The following is a 14,191-nucleotide window of genomic DNA, read 5'->3' as shown; positions in this document are numbered from 1 at the left end:
CAGTCGGGCCAGAGTTCTCCGTCTTGAACGAAGTTGCTCGAAGTCCACTTCTGCGGAATTGCGGATGAGGCCGCCAACCCGGTGGTGGGGCTGACTCCGCTCGAGGCGTTTACCTCTATGCCAGTGCGTGAAGGACCGCCGAGGGCCCGGGGCGCTGATCTCCGCTTCATGGGTTAACCATGCCGCCGCTGGATCAAGAGTTCCTTTGGTTTTCCCTAGTCCCAGGGAAATTCTTGGGCAGGGAAAGGCAAGCATTCCTGCGAATCGCATTTTGGTGCACCGCCGGGCGCTTGGTCCCTCTCCTAAGGGATTTCCTGGTGCCGCGTTGGCTTCGCCGATAATCCGCGTTGATGCTGACGGAGTGCCAGGAGCGGAAACAGGAGTACCGAGAGCATGCCTGCTCCAACGAGGGCGGATGCGATTCCGCCCGAGATCAGCCCCTCGTCCCGGCCAATGGCTGTCACCGCCACGATAATCGGCAATCCCGTTGCCCCAAACAGCATGATGGCCCGTTTCTCTGCACCGCTGGAGTGAGGGGGAGCAGCGAGCAACGACGGCAGACCGCGGATTATGAGCAGGAGGATCAGGAAGAGCGGGACCAGGGCTAGGGCGGCCGGGCTGGCGGTGAGCGCACGCAGGTCGAAATCTATGCCGGTGTCGATAAAGAAGATCGGCACCAGGAAACCGAACGCGATGGCGTCGATTTTTGTCTCGATGACCTTCCGGTCCAGTTCGGGAGCCCGCGCGATGGCCACCTTCCAGAGGACTCCGGCGGCGAACGCACCCAGCAGCATGTCCAGTCCCAAAACCATGCTGAGAACAACGAGCACAGTGAGGATGAACATGATGGACCGTACGGCGAACTGGCCGCTGGTGTGCAGGGTCATGGTGACCTGGGAGTGGAGAAGTGAGTGCCGTGCGCGCGAGGCGAGGTAAATCGCCAAGCCAGTCAGGAGGACAAACCCGAGAAGTACACCTGTTGCCGGACCGAGCTCCCTGCCACTGAAGAACAGCGAGATCGCTACGAGAGGACCAAACTCCCCGGCGGCACCCAGTGCGGTTACCGCGATGCCGAGCGCGGACTTCGATTCGCCGGCGTCGCGAAGGATGGGCAGCAGCGCGCCCAGTGCAGTGGAGCACAGGGCGACGCCGACAATCACGGCAGCCTCCGGTGCCGGGGCCAGGACGAGGCCTGCGCCAATGCCTGCCGCCAACGAGATCACCCAGCCAGCAGCTGCACGGTTAGCCGGCCGGCCGCTAATGACGGCGAAATCGATCTCGTTGCCTGCAACAAAAAACAGCATGGCGAGCCCGAACTGGGCCAGCGTATCCGTAAACTCTGCCGGATGGATCCAGCCCAGCAGGCTGGGGCCGAGCATGATTCCGAGGACAATTTCGAAGACCACAATCGGTACCTTGACCACGCGGTCAAGGAAGCGGGCCGCAAGGGGCGCTGCGATAGCCAGCAGGGCGATCAGAACCAGTGACGTGGACAAGCCCTGCATCGGTGGTACCTCCGGCACCTCGCTGCTTCGACGAAAAGTAATCCAAAGCTACCGCCACCATAGCGATGGCGCCATAAGGCCAAACAACAACACCGGGTACCGTACGTGATCGTCCATATATCCGCGGTTTTCTGCCATGGGTCGCGCCGGGGGTGCATTCATAAACTTGCGCCGTGAAGAACACCTGCGTGACCGCGCGGCGGCCCTTTCCACGCCGTATTTTCTAGTCGTCCAGCGGAAATGCGACGGCCTCGCCCACAACCCGAAGGCACAGTTCCATGCCTGGCCGCGCGATGGACGCATTCCAGTGGCGGATGGTGATGACTTCGCCCCCACCGGGGTAGCGGTGGTCGGCGCCGGACGCCAGCTCCGGGGGAACTGCCAGCTTGAGGCGCACCGTCGTCTCAGGGCCGAAGTAGTCGGTATCCACCACCACGCCACGGATCGGGCCGTCCTCGGCAATCCGGATCTGTTCGGGCCGCAGCATCAGCTGCACACGGCCCTGGGCCGGCGGCCGGCGGACCGGGATTCCGCCCAGCGAACAGGTGGCCAGTGAGCCTTCCAGCCAGGCGTCGAGGATGACCGCGTCGCCCAGGAATTCCGCTGTGGCACGGTCTGCGGGACGGGTATAGACGACGAAGGGATTGCCGATCTGGGCCAGCTTGCCACCGCGCATCACGGCTACCTGGTCCGCGAAGGAGAGTGCTTCGGCTTGGTCGTGGGTGACCAGGATGGTGGTGACGCCGGCCTGGTTGAGGACTTTGGCTACCGCACGCCGGGTGGCAACGCGCAGGCCCGCGTCAAGGGCCGAGAACGGCTCGTCCAGGAGCATGAGTTCGGGTTCGCGGGCCAGAGCGCGGGCCAGGGCGACCCGCTGCTGCTGCCCGCCCGAAAGCTGATGCGGACGCCGCCTGGCCATTGCCGGGTCCAGGGAGACCATCTCCAGCAGTTCATTGATCCGGCCCGCCACGGCGCGCCGCCCGCCGTCGAGCTTTCCGGCGTCCAGGCCGAAGGCGACGTTCTGCCCCACGGTGAGGTGGGGAAAGAGGGCACCATCCTGTGCCACATATCCCACGTGACGCTTGTGCGCCGGCAACCAGACGCCGTCGCCCGCCACCTTGGTACCGTTCAGCGAGATGCTGCCGGTGGTGGGGTGCTCGAAACCGGCGATGAGCCGCAGCAGAGTAGTTTTGCCGGACCCGGAGGGACCAACGATGGCGGTAGTCCCACCCTTGGCGACAGACAGATTTACGCCTTTGAGGACCGCCTGGGATGAAAAATTCTTGGTGACGTCGGTGATCTGCAGATGGCTGTTGGTGCTGGGGGCCACCGACGCCGCAATCCGCGGCTCCGGGAGCCGCGAGGGAGATTGTTCGGTCACTGTCCGGCCACTTTCTTGGACTGGTGGAAGAGGAGGTAGGTCATAGGGGCGGAGAGCAGGATCATCAGCAAGGCGTAGGGTGCCGCACCTGTGTAGTCGATTTCACTGCTCTTGATCCAGAATTCCGTGGCAAGCGTCCGTGTGCCGTTGGGGGATAGCAGCAGCGTTGCGGTCAACTCGTTGGCGATGGCAAGGAACACCAAGGCGGCGCCGCCCGCAGCGGCGGGCGCAGTGAGCCGGAGGGTCACCCTGATGAAGGCAAGGAGCGGAGGTTTACCCAGTGCCCGCGCGGCTTCGTCGAGTTCTTTGGGGGCCTGGGCCAGGCCGGCACGCAGGTTCACCAGCGCCCGCGGCAGGAACAGCAGGACGTAGGCGGCAACCAGGACCGCACTGCTCTGGTAAACGCCGGGAACCACACTGATGCTGACGGTGACGAACGCCAGGCCCACTACGATGCCGGGGAGGGAGCTGGTGACGTAGTTGGAGAGCTCGAGGGCCTTGCTGAACCAGCCTGGATGCCTTACTGCCAGATAGGCCATGGGGAAGGCGACCACGGTAGTCACCGCCGCCCCGGCCAGGCCGTAGCCGAGGGTCGTCAGAAGGGCGGGCACGAATTCGTTTGCAACCCAAATCACGGGGCCACCGGCGAAGACCCAGCGCAGGACTAACACCAGCGGCAGCCCAAAGGCCAGGGCGGTGAGCGTCAGGAGGAAGAGCTGGGCAGGAACGTGGTAGCCGTGCAGCGGCAGGCGCAGGGCCTTTCCTTGGGCTCCGGAACCGATTCGCGCATACCGGGCCGATCCGCGGCCGCGGGCTTCGAGGAGCAGCAAGACCAGGCAGAAGAACACGAGCACGCTGGCCAGCATGTTGCCGGCGGTGCCGTTGAACGTGGATTGGAACTGGACCATGATCGCGGTGGTGAACGTATCAAAACGGATCATGGCAAAGGCCCCATATTCGGCCAGCAGGTGCAGGGCCACCAACAGTGCGCCGCCGGTGATGGCAAGCCGGAGCTGCGGGAGAACCACGCGGAAGAACACCCGCCAGGCCCCGAGCCCCAGAGCTGCGGCGGACTGTTCAATGGCCGGGTCCAGCCGGCTTAGAGTCGCTGCTGCGGGGATATAGACCAAGGGGAAGTAGGACAGTGTGGCGATCAGGACGCCGGAGCCCAGGCCCTCCAGGGACGGAACAGCGGATACCCACGCATAGCTGTTCACAAAAGCCGGGATGGCCAGGGGAGCGGCCAGCAGGACAGCCCAGATTTTGTGGCCGTGCAGTTTGGTGCGTTCCACCAACCAAGCCCCGCCGATTCCCAGGACGAGGCAAAGGGGCACTGTCACCAACATCAGCAGGACGGTGTTGAGGAGCAGCTCGCCCACGCGGGGGCGGAAGATCAGTTCGACGGCGGTGTCCCAGCCGGTGGCTGCGGTCATGAACACGACGTAGCCCAGGGGAATAAGCGAAAAGAGTGCGATCAGCACCGCGATGACGGACACTGCTGAGACGCCGAAAGGCGGGCGGGGGCTGCTGCCCCGGCCCGCCGTCGTCGTGCTCCCTTTTGACGGGGAAGCCGATAGATCGGTTGTCACTGAATTACAGGAGTCCTGCCTTGGTCATCAGCTCGGTGACCTTCTCGGAGTTCAGCTTGGCGGGATCCACGGTGGGAGCCTGCAGTTCCGCCAGCGGAACCAGCTTCTCGTTGGCGGGGACGTCAGAGGCGATGGCGTATTCGAAGGAGGTGCCCTTCTGCAGGACTTCCTGGCCCTTCTTGCCGGTAATGAACTTCAGGAACGCCTGGGCAGCTTCTGCATTCTTAGTGGTCTTCAGGACTCCGCCGCCGGAGACGGACACGAACGCGCCCGGATCCTGGTTCTTGAAGTAGTACGGCGTGACGTTCTTGGAGTTCTCGCCGGTCTTGGCCTGGTCGCCGTAGTAGTAGTAGTGATAGATCAGTGCGGCATCAACTTCGCCGGCGTTGACGGCCTTCATGGCCGTGCTATTGCCCTTGTAGGCCTTGAAGTTTTCCTTCATGCCCTTGAGCCATTCCTCCGTTGCGGCCTCGCCCTTGAGCTCAAGCAGTGCGGAGACAATGGCCTGGAAGTCGGCGCCGGACGGGGATGCGGCCCACTTGCCCTTCCACTCCGGCTTGGCCAGATCAAGCATGGACTTGGGCAGCTTATCCTCGGCCACCTTGGCTTTGTCATAGACCAGGACGGTGGAGCGGGCGGCAATGCCGGTCCACTTGCCGGTGGACGGGCGGAACTCTTCGGGGACCTGCGCGATGGTGGCCGCATCAACATCCGCAAAAAGTCCCGCGTTTTCCACCTGGGCCATGGCGGGGGAGTTTTCGGTGAGGAAAACATCGGCCGGCGAGGCAGTGCCTTCCTGGACGATCTGATTGGACAGTTCCGTGTCCGAGCCCTGCCGCATGGTCACCGTGATGCCTGTCTCGGCCGTGAAGGCCTCGATCCACTCTTTGGTCAGGCTCTCGTGCTGAGCGTTGTAGACCGTGATGTCTCCGGCTTCGGCGGAAGCGGAACCGGAGGCTGCGGGGGCAGTGCTGCCGCCGCAGGCGGTCAGCCCAAGGGCTGCGGTGGCGGCGATGGCGATGCCGGCCAGCGCGTGGGTGCGGATCTTCATGGAGGCTGCTTTCTGGGAACAAGTCTGGTGGACCCTGGGGCCGACGGGCTGAGATTGCCCACAAAGGAACTTTAGGTTAGCCCAACCTAAGTCCCAACAAGGAAAGCGCTTAAAGTGATGGAGATCACATCAATTACGGAACTGTTGCATAACGTAATTCGCGCCGTTGCTTGGGTTGTCATTTATCCAGTTGTAGTTAGGCAAGGCTTACTTTATGGTTACGCCGTGACCTTACCCCTCGAACTCACAGGGGTCGCCCTTGCCGCCAATCTGGCAAGCCACGGTGACCGGCCCGCCGTCCTGACCGGCGGCCGCGTCCTCAGCTACAGCGACCTCGCCCAACGCGTGGAAGCTTTCGCAGCGCGCCTCGGTACCGTGCGCCGCCTTGTGGTGCTTGCCGCCGACAACAGCATTGAGTCGCTCGTTGCCTACCTCGCGGCCCTGGCATCCGGACACCCCCTCATCCTCGCTCCCGCCGGCAACGACGCCGCGCTGGAATCGCTCATCACCTCCTACGATCCCGACGTCATCATCCGGCCGGGCGCCTCCCTGCCGAGTACGGTGCCGGGCCATCAGGCGGGGCCGCTCCTGGAAGAACTCCGGCCCGGTACCCGGCATGAGCTGCACCCGGACCTCGCGCTCATGCTCAGCACGTCCGGTTCCACAGGATCCCCGAAGCTCGTGCGCCTGTCGCACCAGAACGTGCAGTCCAACGCCGAGTCGATCGCTGAGTATCTCAACATCCATGCCGGCGACCGGGCCATGACAACGCTCCCCATGTACTACTGTTACGGGCTGTCAGTGATCAACAGCCACCTTCTCCGCGGGGCGGGGATCGTCCTCACTGAGCTGTCTGTGGTGGATCCTTGCTTCTGGGAACTGTTCCGCAACCGGCGTGCCACTTCCTTTGCTGCCGTGCCGTACACCTTCGAATTGCTGGACCGGGTCCGGTTCACCGACATGGAGCTGCCGAGCCTGCGCTACATCACCCAGGCCGGGGGCCGCCTGGAACCGGAAACGATCGTCCGGTACTCCAAGGAGGGCCAGCGGAACGGCTGGGAGCTGTTCGTTATGTATGGGCAGACGGAGGCCACGGCACGGATGGCCTATCTTCCACCGCACCTGGCCACCACCTTTCCCGGCAGCATCGGGATTCCGGTGCCGGGCGGGAACTTTCGCATCGAACCCGTCCCTGGCCTGGACGACGGAGAACTCGTCTACACCGGACCCAACGTGATGCTCGGCTACGCGGAAAGTCCGGCCGACCTCGCGGCCGGCCGCGCCGTCCACGAACTGCGCACGGGCGATCTCGCCCGCAAGCATGATTCCGGTCTCTATGAGGTAGTGGGCCGAAGGAGCCGGTTCGTCAAGATCGTCGGGCTGCGCATCGACCTCGGCCAGGTGGAGAAGACGCTCCACAACCTTGGCCTCCAGTCCGCCTGCGCTGGAACAGACCAGAGGCTCGTGGCCGCCGTCGAGGGCAACCACGACGAGCGCCTGCTCGCCAAAACCCTGGCCCAGAGCCTGGGCCTGCCGCGGGCCGCGGTGGAGGTGCGCGCCGTCGAGCGCCTCCCGCGCCTGGCCACAGGCAAAACCGACTACCCGGCTATCCTTGGGCTTGCGGCTCCGCCCGAAGGGCCGGTGCGGACGACGGCGAGCCCCGGCGCCGAAGCGTCAGCGGCCCCCGAGGACATCCGCCGAATCTTCGCCGAAGCGCTTGAGATCACGGACATCGACGACGGCGACACGTTCGTATCCCTCGGAGGCGATTCGCTGTCATATGTGGCGGCCTCGGTCCGTCTCGAGAAAGCCCTCGGGCACCTGCCTGCCGACTGGCACGTAACCCCGGTCGGGAACCTGGTTGCCAAGGCGCGGCCAGCTCGCAAACGCTGGAGGCTCTTTGCGCCACTGGAGACAAGCATTGTGCTCCGCGCCGTTGCCATCGTGGTGATCATCAGCACCCATATGGACCTCATTGCGTGGCCCGGCACCGCACACGTCCTGATGGCCCTGGCCGGCTACAACTTCGCGCGCTTCCAACTGGGCGGGGACCGGCTTCCCCGGTTGAAACGCCAGGCACGGAGCCTTGCCCGGGTGGTCGTGCCCACTGTCGCGTTCATCGGCGCTGTGATGCTCCTGACGGACAAATTCAACTACACACCGGCCAACCTGTTGATGCTCAACACGATGATCGGGCCCAGCGGCTGGACAGATGCCTGGCATTTCTGGTTCGTGGAAGTCCTGATCTATGTGCTGGTGGCCATGATGGCACTTCTGGCCATCCCGTGGGCGGACCGGGCAGAAAAGCGGTTCCCGTTGGCCTTTCCCGTGGCGCTTATCGGGGTGGGGTTGCTGGCCCGCTACAACCTCGTACCGATCGACATCCTGCACACCAGGCCCGTCCTGTGGCTGTTCGCGCTCGGGTGGGCCCTGGCGCGGGCCCGCACGGTTCCCCAACGGCTCATCCTCTCCGTCATCGCGGCTTTGGCCCTTCCGGGCTACTTTGACAACCCCTGGCGCGAAGCCACAATCCTCGCCGGGATCCTCCTGCTCGCCTGGATTCCTGCCCTTCCCCTGCCTGCAGTCCTTCATGGACTGTTCGGCACGCTGGCCAGCGCCTCCCTGTACGCGTATGTGACGCACTGGGTGATTTTTCCCGATTTCAAGGAGCACACCCCTGTGCTGGCAGTGGTCCTATCCCTGGCCGTTGGAGTGGCGTACTGGGGGGTGTCCATGAGGATCATGGGCCGCCTGCTTCGCTTGGGAACTGCAGCCCCTCGGAAACCCGTCAACTATGGGCGGACTCAATCCACGAAACGCGAAGGGTTGCCCCCGGCCGCCCGAGCCTAGCTGCTTGGTGCCTCAGCGCCGGTCGGGGTGGGATTGGGCGTCGGGGTGACAACAGCTGGTTCAGCGGGCGCGGTACTCGGTTCCTGCATGGGACCTTCCTGGGTGAGACCTTCCTGCGTGGGGCTGCCGTCGGTAGCCGCACCACCAGTGACAGGCGCGGCGGGAGTGGGTGCCGCCGTCGTGGCCTTGGACGTCACGGATGCCGGTTCAGTGGTTCCAGGAGAGGGGGCCGTTGTGCCGGCAGAGGGGGCCGAGGCCGGGGGAGTACCGTTCGTGGCGCCGGGGTCGCTGCGGACAATTTCCATGATTTGTTCCTTGAATGCGTTGAGGCGTCCCTGGATCTCAGAGAAGGGGACGTTGTGGAGCTCCCGGCCGTACTCGGCGATCTCGGCCCACAGCGTGTTGAGCCGGGCTGTGCTGTCCTCGCTGAGGGGTCCGTCCAAGGTGAGGACCAATTGGCTGGCCAGCGCGTAGGTGAGGCACCGAAGGCAGTTGTAGTTGGCGGCGGCTGACAAATTCTCCGGAACTATCACGTCGGCCTGACCCACGATCAGCACTACCTGGAAGCCGACGGCGACTGCGGTGCAGTCTGTGCAGCTGGCGAACGCGTAGGCCTCGTTGGTGGTATCGACGGGTTTGCCGTCTTCTGCCCAGACCAGCGCGAAGGCGACGTCGTAGGTCACAGAGCCGTCGCTCGTGTTCACGGCGAGGGCCTGGTTTCCGTCCTCCTCTGGTGCGGCAGGCTGGTTGAACGGGAACACCCACGACGGCGCCGGACTGGCCCCTGGGGCGCTGTCGGCCCGTGTCCCAGCACTGGCGGGACCAGTATGCGGTACCAGGACCGTGCTGAGCTGGGGGTTCTCGCGTGTCGGCATGGCTGCCCCTGCGGGCCATAACGCTACAGTCTTCCCGGCCTGCCCTTCCCGCAGGGGAGAGTGTGACGCAGCGGGGAAAACGGCGGTGGCTACGTCTGCCAGGGTTCCGCGTTCGTACGGCTGGACGGGCCGGTAGGTGTCTGCCGCGGGCCACCAGGCCCAGGCAAGCCCGGCGGTCACCGCTGCGATGGTGGCCATCGCGGCGGCTCGCTGCAATGCCTTTCCGCGCGTTTTGTGCCAGAGCCCGAGGGTCAGTTGCCGGGCCAGTCGGAGCAGGATGTAGAGGATGCCAAGAATGGGAAGGGCGACGGCGGCGATCGCCAGGGCGCGCAGCGCAGCGCCGCCAAGGTCGCCGTCGGCGAGGCTTCCGGCAAACTGCGCCTGCTGATCCAGGACGCTGGCCCACGCCGTCGCGAGGAGCCGAGGGAGCGAGAGGACCATCATGGCCATGCTGACCACGAGCAGCGGCACAGTGACCAACACCCAGACAGTGACTACGGCCCGGGCCCATGGTTTGAGGGCCTGTGCTTCGGGACTCGTGCGGCGCCAGGGGAGCAACCCCAGCAGCGTCGGTTTGATACGTTGGAAAAGGTCCGGGACCCCGGTGGCATCGGCCAGGATGTGGTACCCGTCGAATCGGACCAGGGGCAGGAGCTGCCGGACCATCTGGAGAATTTGGGTGACCACAACCAACAACAGGGCGTCAAAGCCGGTGGCCCACCAGAGACCCATTATGGCCACGGCAACGATCGCGTTGAAGTACAGCCCGCCCAAGTCGGTCCGGATCCGGCCCCCGCGGCCCAGCCTGTACGAGTCTGTGACGTCCGTGAAGAATGCAGGCCAGATGAGGTACAGACCCGCCCCCATGGCACCGGGCGTGGCGCCGCCCCGGCGTGCGGCCGCGGCGTGACCGAACTCGTGAAAGCCGGCCGAAAGCACTGTTACGGCCAGGACCAGCAGGACCAGGGCCGGGTTGGCGAAGGCGTCGTGGGTCGCGGAGGCGAGTCCCTTGACCCCGAGAACCCACCAGGACGCGGCGATGAAGGCTGCGCAGATGGCCGCCACGATGACCGGGTTGAAGAGCAACGCGAACGGCGCCGTGAGCTTTCGGGTACGTTCCGGATCCGTGACGGTGTAGCGGAAGCGCATGCCCAGCAGGGGGTCCGCTTTCCGCACCTCTGGCTGTGAACCGTCACCCAGCCGGAGCAGTCCCAGCGGCAGCAGCTGCGAGGCGACCAGTGTGCGGACGTTGTCTTCGCTGACTAATCTTCCGAAGCGTGTGCTGGCGTGGGCGGCAATCTGTTCGGTAGTGCGCTGGCCGTCCACTGCTTCAAGTACCAGGTACAGCAGGCGGGTCAGCTGGATGGCCTGGCCGTCTGCCCGGCGGACCAGCGAAGGCGGTTCCCGGTACCCCGATCCCTTTGTTTCACCCATCAGTTCCACGCCGTCGGCCAGCACAGGAACGTCAGGCAGCAGGACGTGGGAAGGGTTAACAGTGCTGGTACCGGCAGACGCGGGAGAAGTCAGCGGGCCGTCCGGCCGGGACGGCCCGCCGTCTACTGTGCTCATGAAGCAGTGCTCATTCTCGGAGGTAGTGTGCGGACTCTACTGCCTCAGGTCTGACTGCTGGTCGGCAGACGCGGTTGCTTCACCGTCGATGTGCTGGCTGATGATGGCGTCCTGCTGGGCCACTGCGAAAGCGTCACTGTCGATGGAACCGATGTTGGCGGCAACGGCGGCGTCGATCGGCGCGGCGACGTTCGCGTTGGCAGCCACGGCGCCGTTGATCGGGGCCGCAATGTCTGCCTGCGCCGCCAGGTCAACGTTGACGTTCAGCAGGTCCCCGTCCAGCGCGGCAGCCGGATCCACCGGCAAGGCACCCACGTCGGGGAGTGTGCCATCCGGGAGAAGGTCACCGCCTGCGGTTCCGTCCGGTGCGGTCCCGCTGTCCGCAGTTCCGGCGTCACCGGCCTCTGTATCTGCGCCCTGGTCAATGCTGCTGTCCTGCGTGGAGTCTGCTGTGGCATCGGCAGTGATGCCCTGTTCGATGATCACTCCCTGGTCCGCTAGGGCCTGGGCCTCGGATCCGTAGGAGAGGATGTTCGCGGACGCTGCCGCGTCGATCGGGGCTGCTACGTTGGCGTTGGCCGCGACGGCGAGGTCGATGGGGGCCGCAGCGTTGATGCCCAAGTCAAGATCGGCGTTGAGGTCCAGCACGGAAGCTACTTCCTTGTCGGGGAGCGCCGTGCCGCCCTGTGCCTGCAATTCTTCGTTGGTCAGCGGAGTCATTCCCTGTTCAGTGCTCATGCGAAACTCCAGTTCCGGCACGGTCGCCGCTGCCCCCAGTGAGCAGTTCCTACACCGATGTGCCTAATGCCAGTCAATAGTAAGCATGATGATCATATTTTGGTATATCCCCCGACGGTGAGTACGGGACAGGGCCGACCTGCAGATGGAGCCTGTTCCGCACAATCAGCGTCGAGTCGAGGCCGGCCGTCATATCGGGCCGGGCCTGGGCATGACCGGTCCCGCCGCGGTGGATTACATCTTGTGGAGCCAGCCGAGCCTTGCGTGAAGGGTCAGAAATGTGCCCCCTCGAGCGTGGCGCGTAGCGCGTATGGCCGGGGCTGTGGGCGTTGGCCGCTCTTCCCCGACCCGGTGACTCTCTTACAGCGACGACGGCCGTTTGCCGGACGAGGGCCTTTCCCGACGGACCTTCCTGACCTTCAGCCTGCGCCGTCTCACGGGAACTCCGGCGTTCCGGTCCGGGATCGCATGGCGTCGGCGCATTGGCCGGTCGGGGCGGCCGGGGGCTTGGTCTGCGGGGGCGGTAGCGGAACGTACCAGCGTCGAGCCACTTCTGCGCCGCCGTAGCCGGAGCATCGCGATCGCCGTCAGGCCCAGCCAGACGAATGCTGCCCCAATAACGAGGAAAACCGCCGGGATCGTGTCCATGATCAAGTCTAGATCCGATTCCGTAAGTACACTTAGCAACTAAGCTTCCGCGCTTGGTCTGCACCCCGCACGGCCTTCCAACGGCGCCTCGCTCGTTTGTTCCTCCGGGCTAGCCGTTCTTATTTTTGCCTTTACCCTCGCTGCCTCTTGCCGGCTCGGGAGCAGGCGCAGGTACAGGGGCCGGCGGCGGGACCACCGATACCTGTTCCTGGGCTGCCTTCGCCGCCGCTTCTGCTTCGGCCCTTGCCTTCTCCGCTTCTGCTGCTGCGGCAGCGGCTGCTTCGTGCTCGCGTGCTTTCGCGGCAGCCTCGGCGGCCGCTTGGATGGCGGTGGTGAGGTCGGTCCTGACAGCGGTGATACTGGTCATGATGGCCCGGCGCCGTTCCTCCGAAACCTGGCCGCTGCCCGCCGCCGACGCTACGTCCGCTTCCAGGCTCTCCAAGGCTGTGAGCGCAGCAGGGTGATCATTCGCTGCCGCTGCCTGGCTTACGCCCAGCACCAGTTCCTGAAAGTGCCGGGCCGTGTCCGGCTGCAGGCCGGTATCGGCCGGGGCGCAGCCTGCCATGGACGCCGCCAGCATCATCAGGGCCGCGGCGAAGCCGGCTCCCCGTGTACCGGCTCCCCGTGTACCGGTTCCCCGTGTACCGGGCCGCCGAATGGCGGCATGAAACCGGGTCACGGTTCCACACTCTTTTGCAGTTCCAGGAGGTGGTCACCCAGCGTGCCAGTAACCGCAGGGTAAGGAACGACGCCGGACGTTGAGTCCGGGGTCTGGGCCGCCGTGAGTGCCCCGGCGCCGCCCGCCAGTGCAATAACGACCAGGCTGGCCGCCGCCCAGAGCCGGCCTTTGCGCGTGGGGCGGGTGGAGCGCGCAGCCCTGCGCGTCCTTAACGGGCCGCCGGGCTGATCTTCACCAGGCACCAACCCCGACCACCCGACGCCGGCGGAGAGCGGGCCCACCTGGCCAGTATCGTCGGTACCGGAATCGGCCGGTCGTGAATTTGGCGAGCGTGGCTCCGCAGTGATGGCGGGTGCCCTGAATGGCATGGCGGGCAGCACTCGAGTGGTTTCCGGTGCAAGCTGACCGGGGGTGGATGTCGGGGAGATGAGGGCCTGCCGGAGCGCGGTCTCGATGTCAGCTGCTGTGGGGCGGTCCAGAGGCTCGATCGCGGTCATTGAACGGATCAGGTCGGTCCACTCGGCCGGCAGATCCTCGGGAATGCCTGGCGGGCGGTGCAGCCTGGCCACAGCGGATTCCACCGCGCTGCCCGGGAACTCCATTGTCTGCTTGACGCATTCGAGCAGCACCAGTCCCAGCGAGTACACGTCGGTGGCCGGGCTGAGCGGCGATCCCATGGCCTGTTCAGGGCTGAGGTAGGCTGCGGTGCCCACCATGGCTCCGGTGGCAGTCAGGCGTGTGCTGTCGGCAATTCTTGCGATGCCAAAGTCGGTGACCTTTGCCCTGAGTGGTTCCCCTGGCCGGGTCTGCACCAGGAGGATGTTTCCTGGCTTGATGTCCCGATGGATGATGCCGAGGCCGTGGACGTAGGCCAGGGCGTCAGCGATTCCGGCTCCAATAACGGCCAGCTCGTCCAGTGGAACAGAGCTGTGCCGGATGCGGCTGCGCAGGTCCTGTCCTTCGACGAGTTCCATGGTCAGGAACGGCCGTGGCTCATCCGGGATGCGCGTGTCGATGCCGGCATCGAACAGCGTTACAAGGCTGGGATGGTTCAGGGTGGCCAGCAGCCTGATTTCAGCTTCCTGGCGTTTGAGTTCGTCCGCATCCGGGGCCTGCGGCGCGAAGAGTTTCAGTGCAACGTCGCGGCCCAGGTTCTCGTCCCGCGCGCAGTACACGGACGACATCCCGCCACGGCCGATCACATCACCGAGGCGGTAACGGCCGCCGACGACTTCAGTCCTGATGGAGCTGGGCGATTCCGCCACCATATTCGTTCCTCCCGGCGCCCCACGGCACACTACACTCC

The 14,191-nt window shown here is 65.1% G+C and carries 10 protein-coding genes; 1 reads left to right on the top strand and 9 read right to left on the bottom strand.

Features of this window, described 5'->3' with window-relative positions:
• Nucleotides 1–302: 302 nt before the first annotated feature.
• From V9L17_RS09905 to V9L17_RS09890, 4 genes are all read right to left on the bottom strand, one after another.
• Nucleotides 303–1,505: a cation:proton antiporter gene (locus tag V9L17_RS09905; protein ID WP_337351292.1), complete on the bottom strand. Its 1,203-nt coding sequence runs from the start codon at nucleotides 1,503–1,505 to the stop codon at nucleotides 303–305.
• 223 nt (nucleotides 1,506–1,728) lie between these two features.
• A complete protein-coding gene (locus tag V9L17_RS09900) occupies nucleotides 1,729–2,886 on the bottom strand; it encodes an ABC transporter ATP-binding protein (protein WP_337347197.1) in 1,158 nt (385 codons plus the stop codon).
• Nucleotides 2,883–4,475 (bottom strand): ABC transporter permease, encoded by a 1,593-nt coding sequence (locus tag V9L17_RS09895; protein WP_337351291.1) that lies wholly within the window; start codon nucleotides 4,473–4,475, stop codon nucleotides 2,883–2,885. Before V9L17_RS09895 ends, V9L17_RS09900 begins: the two co-directional genes overlap by 4 nt.
• A gap of 4 nt (nucleotides 4,476–4,479) precedes the next feature.
• Nucleotides 4,480–5,526 (bottom strand): iron ABC transporter substrate-binding protein, encoded by a 1,047-nt coding sequence (locus V9L17_RS09890; RefSeq protein WP_337347199.1) that lies wholly within the window; start codon nucleotides 5,524–5,526, stop codon nucleotides 4,480–4,482.
• Between the two features lie 225 nt (nucleotides 5,527–5,751).
• Between V9L17_RS09890 and V9L17_RS09885 the strand changes: the two genes are divergently transcribed.
• On the top strand, nucleotides 5,752–8,376 hold the full coding sequence (locus V9L17_RS09885; RefSeq protein WP_337347200.1) for an AMP-binding protein: 2,625 nt from the start codon (nucleotides 5,752–5,754) through the stop codon (nucleotides 8,374–8,376).
• Here V9L17_RS09885 and V9L17_RS09880 read toward each other — a convergent pair.
• From V9L17_RS09880 to V9L17_RS09860, 5 genes are all read right to left on the bottom strand, one after another.
• Nucleotides 8,373–10,820, bottom strand: coding sequence for a hypothetical protein (locus tag V9L17_RS09880; protein ID WP_337351290.1), 2,448 nt, complete (start codon nucleotides 10,818–10,820; stop codon nucleotides 8,373–8,375). The two genes, V9L17_RS09885 and V9L17_RS09880, sit on opposite strands and share 4 nt — an antisense overlap.
• 36 nt (nucleotides 10,821–10,856) lie before the next feature.
• Nucleotides 10,857–11,558, bottom strand: a complete 702-nt coding sequence (locus V9L17_RS09875) for a peptidoglycan-binding protein (protein WP_337347202.1) — start codon at nucleotides 11,556–11,558, stop codon at nucleotides 10,857–10,859.
• A 360-nt stretch (nucleotides 11,559–11,918) separates the two neighbouring features.
• Nucleotides 11,919–12,206: a hypothetical protein gene (locus V9L17_RS09870; protein ID WP_337347203.1), complete on the bottom strand. Its 288-nt coding sequence runs from the start codon at nucleotides 12,204–12,206 to the stop codon at nucleotides 11,919–11,921.
• 109 nt (nucleotides 12,207–12,315) lie between these two features.
• A complete protein-coding gene (locus V9L17_RS09865; RefSeq protein ID WP_337351289.1) occupies nucleotides 12,316–12,885 on the bottom strand; it encodes a hypothetical protein in 570 nt (189 codons plus the stop codon).
• Nucleotides 12,882–14,153 (bottom strand): serine/threonine-protein kinase, encoded by a 1,272-nt coding sequence (locus V9L17_RS09860; RefSeq protein ID WP_337351288.1) that lies wholly within the window; start codon nucleotides 14,151–14,153, stop codon nucleotides 12,882–12,884. Before V9L17_RS09860 ends, V9L17_RS09865 begins: the two co-directional genes overlap by 4 nt.
• Nucleotides 14,154–14,191: the final 38 nt, after the last annotated feature.

The organism is Pseudarthrobacter sp. CCNWLW207, assembly GCF_037203945.1.
Lineage (GTDB): Bacteria > Actinomycetota > Actinomycetes > Actinomycetales > Micrococcaceae > Arthrobacter.
This window is presented reverse-complemented; position numbering and strand designations above follow the sequence as displayed.

Excerpts from the sequence above, each read along its gene's own strand:
- V9L17_RS09905 (WP_337351292.1), bottom strand. The coding sequence starts at position 1,505 with ATGCAGGGCTTGTCCACGTCACTGGTTCTGATCGCCCTGCTGGCTATC.
- V9L17_RS09890 (WP_337347199.1), bottom strand. The coding sequence starts at position 5,526 with ATGAAGATCCGCACCCACGCGCTGGCCGGCATCGCCATCGCCGCCACC.
- V9L17_RS09880 (WP_337351290.1), bottom strand. The coding sequence starts at position 10,820 with ATGAGCACAGTAGACGGCGGGCCGTCCCGGCCGGACGGCCCGCTGACT.
- V9L17_RS09875 (WP_337347202.1), bottom strand. The coding sequence starts at position 11,558 with ATGAGCACTGAACAGGGAATGACTCCGCTGACCAACGAAGAATTGCAG.
- V9L17_RS09870 (WP_337347203.1), bottom strand. The coding sequence starts at position 12,206 with ATGGACACGATCCCGGCGGTTTTCCTCGTTATTGGGGCAGCATTCGTC.
- V9L17_RS09860 (WP_337351288.1), bottom strand. The coding sequence starts at position 14,153 with ATGGTGGCGGAATCGCCCAGCTCCATCAGGACTGAAGTCGTCGGCGGC.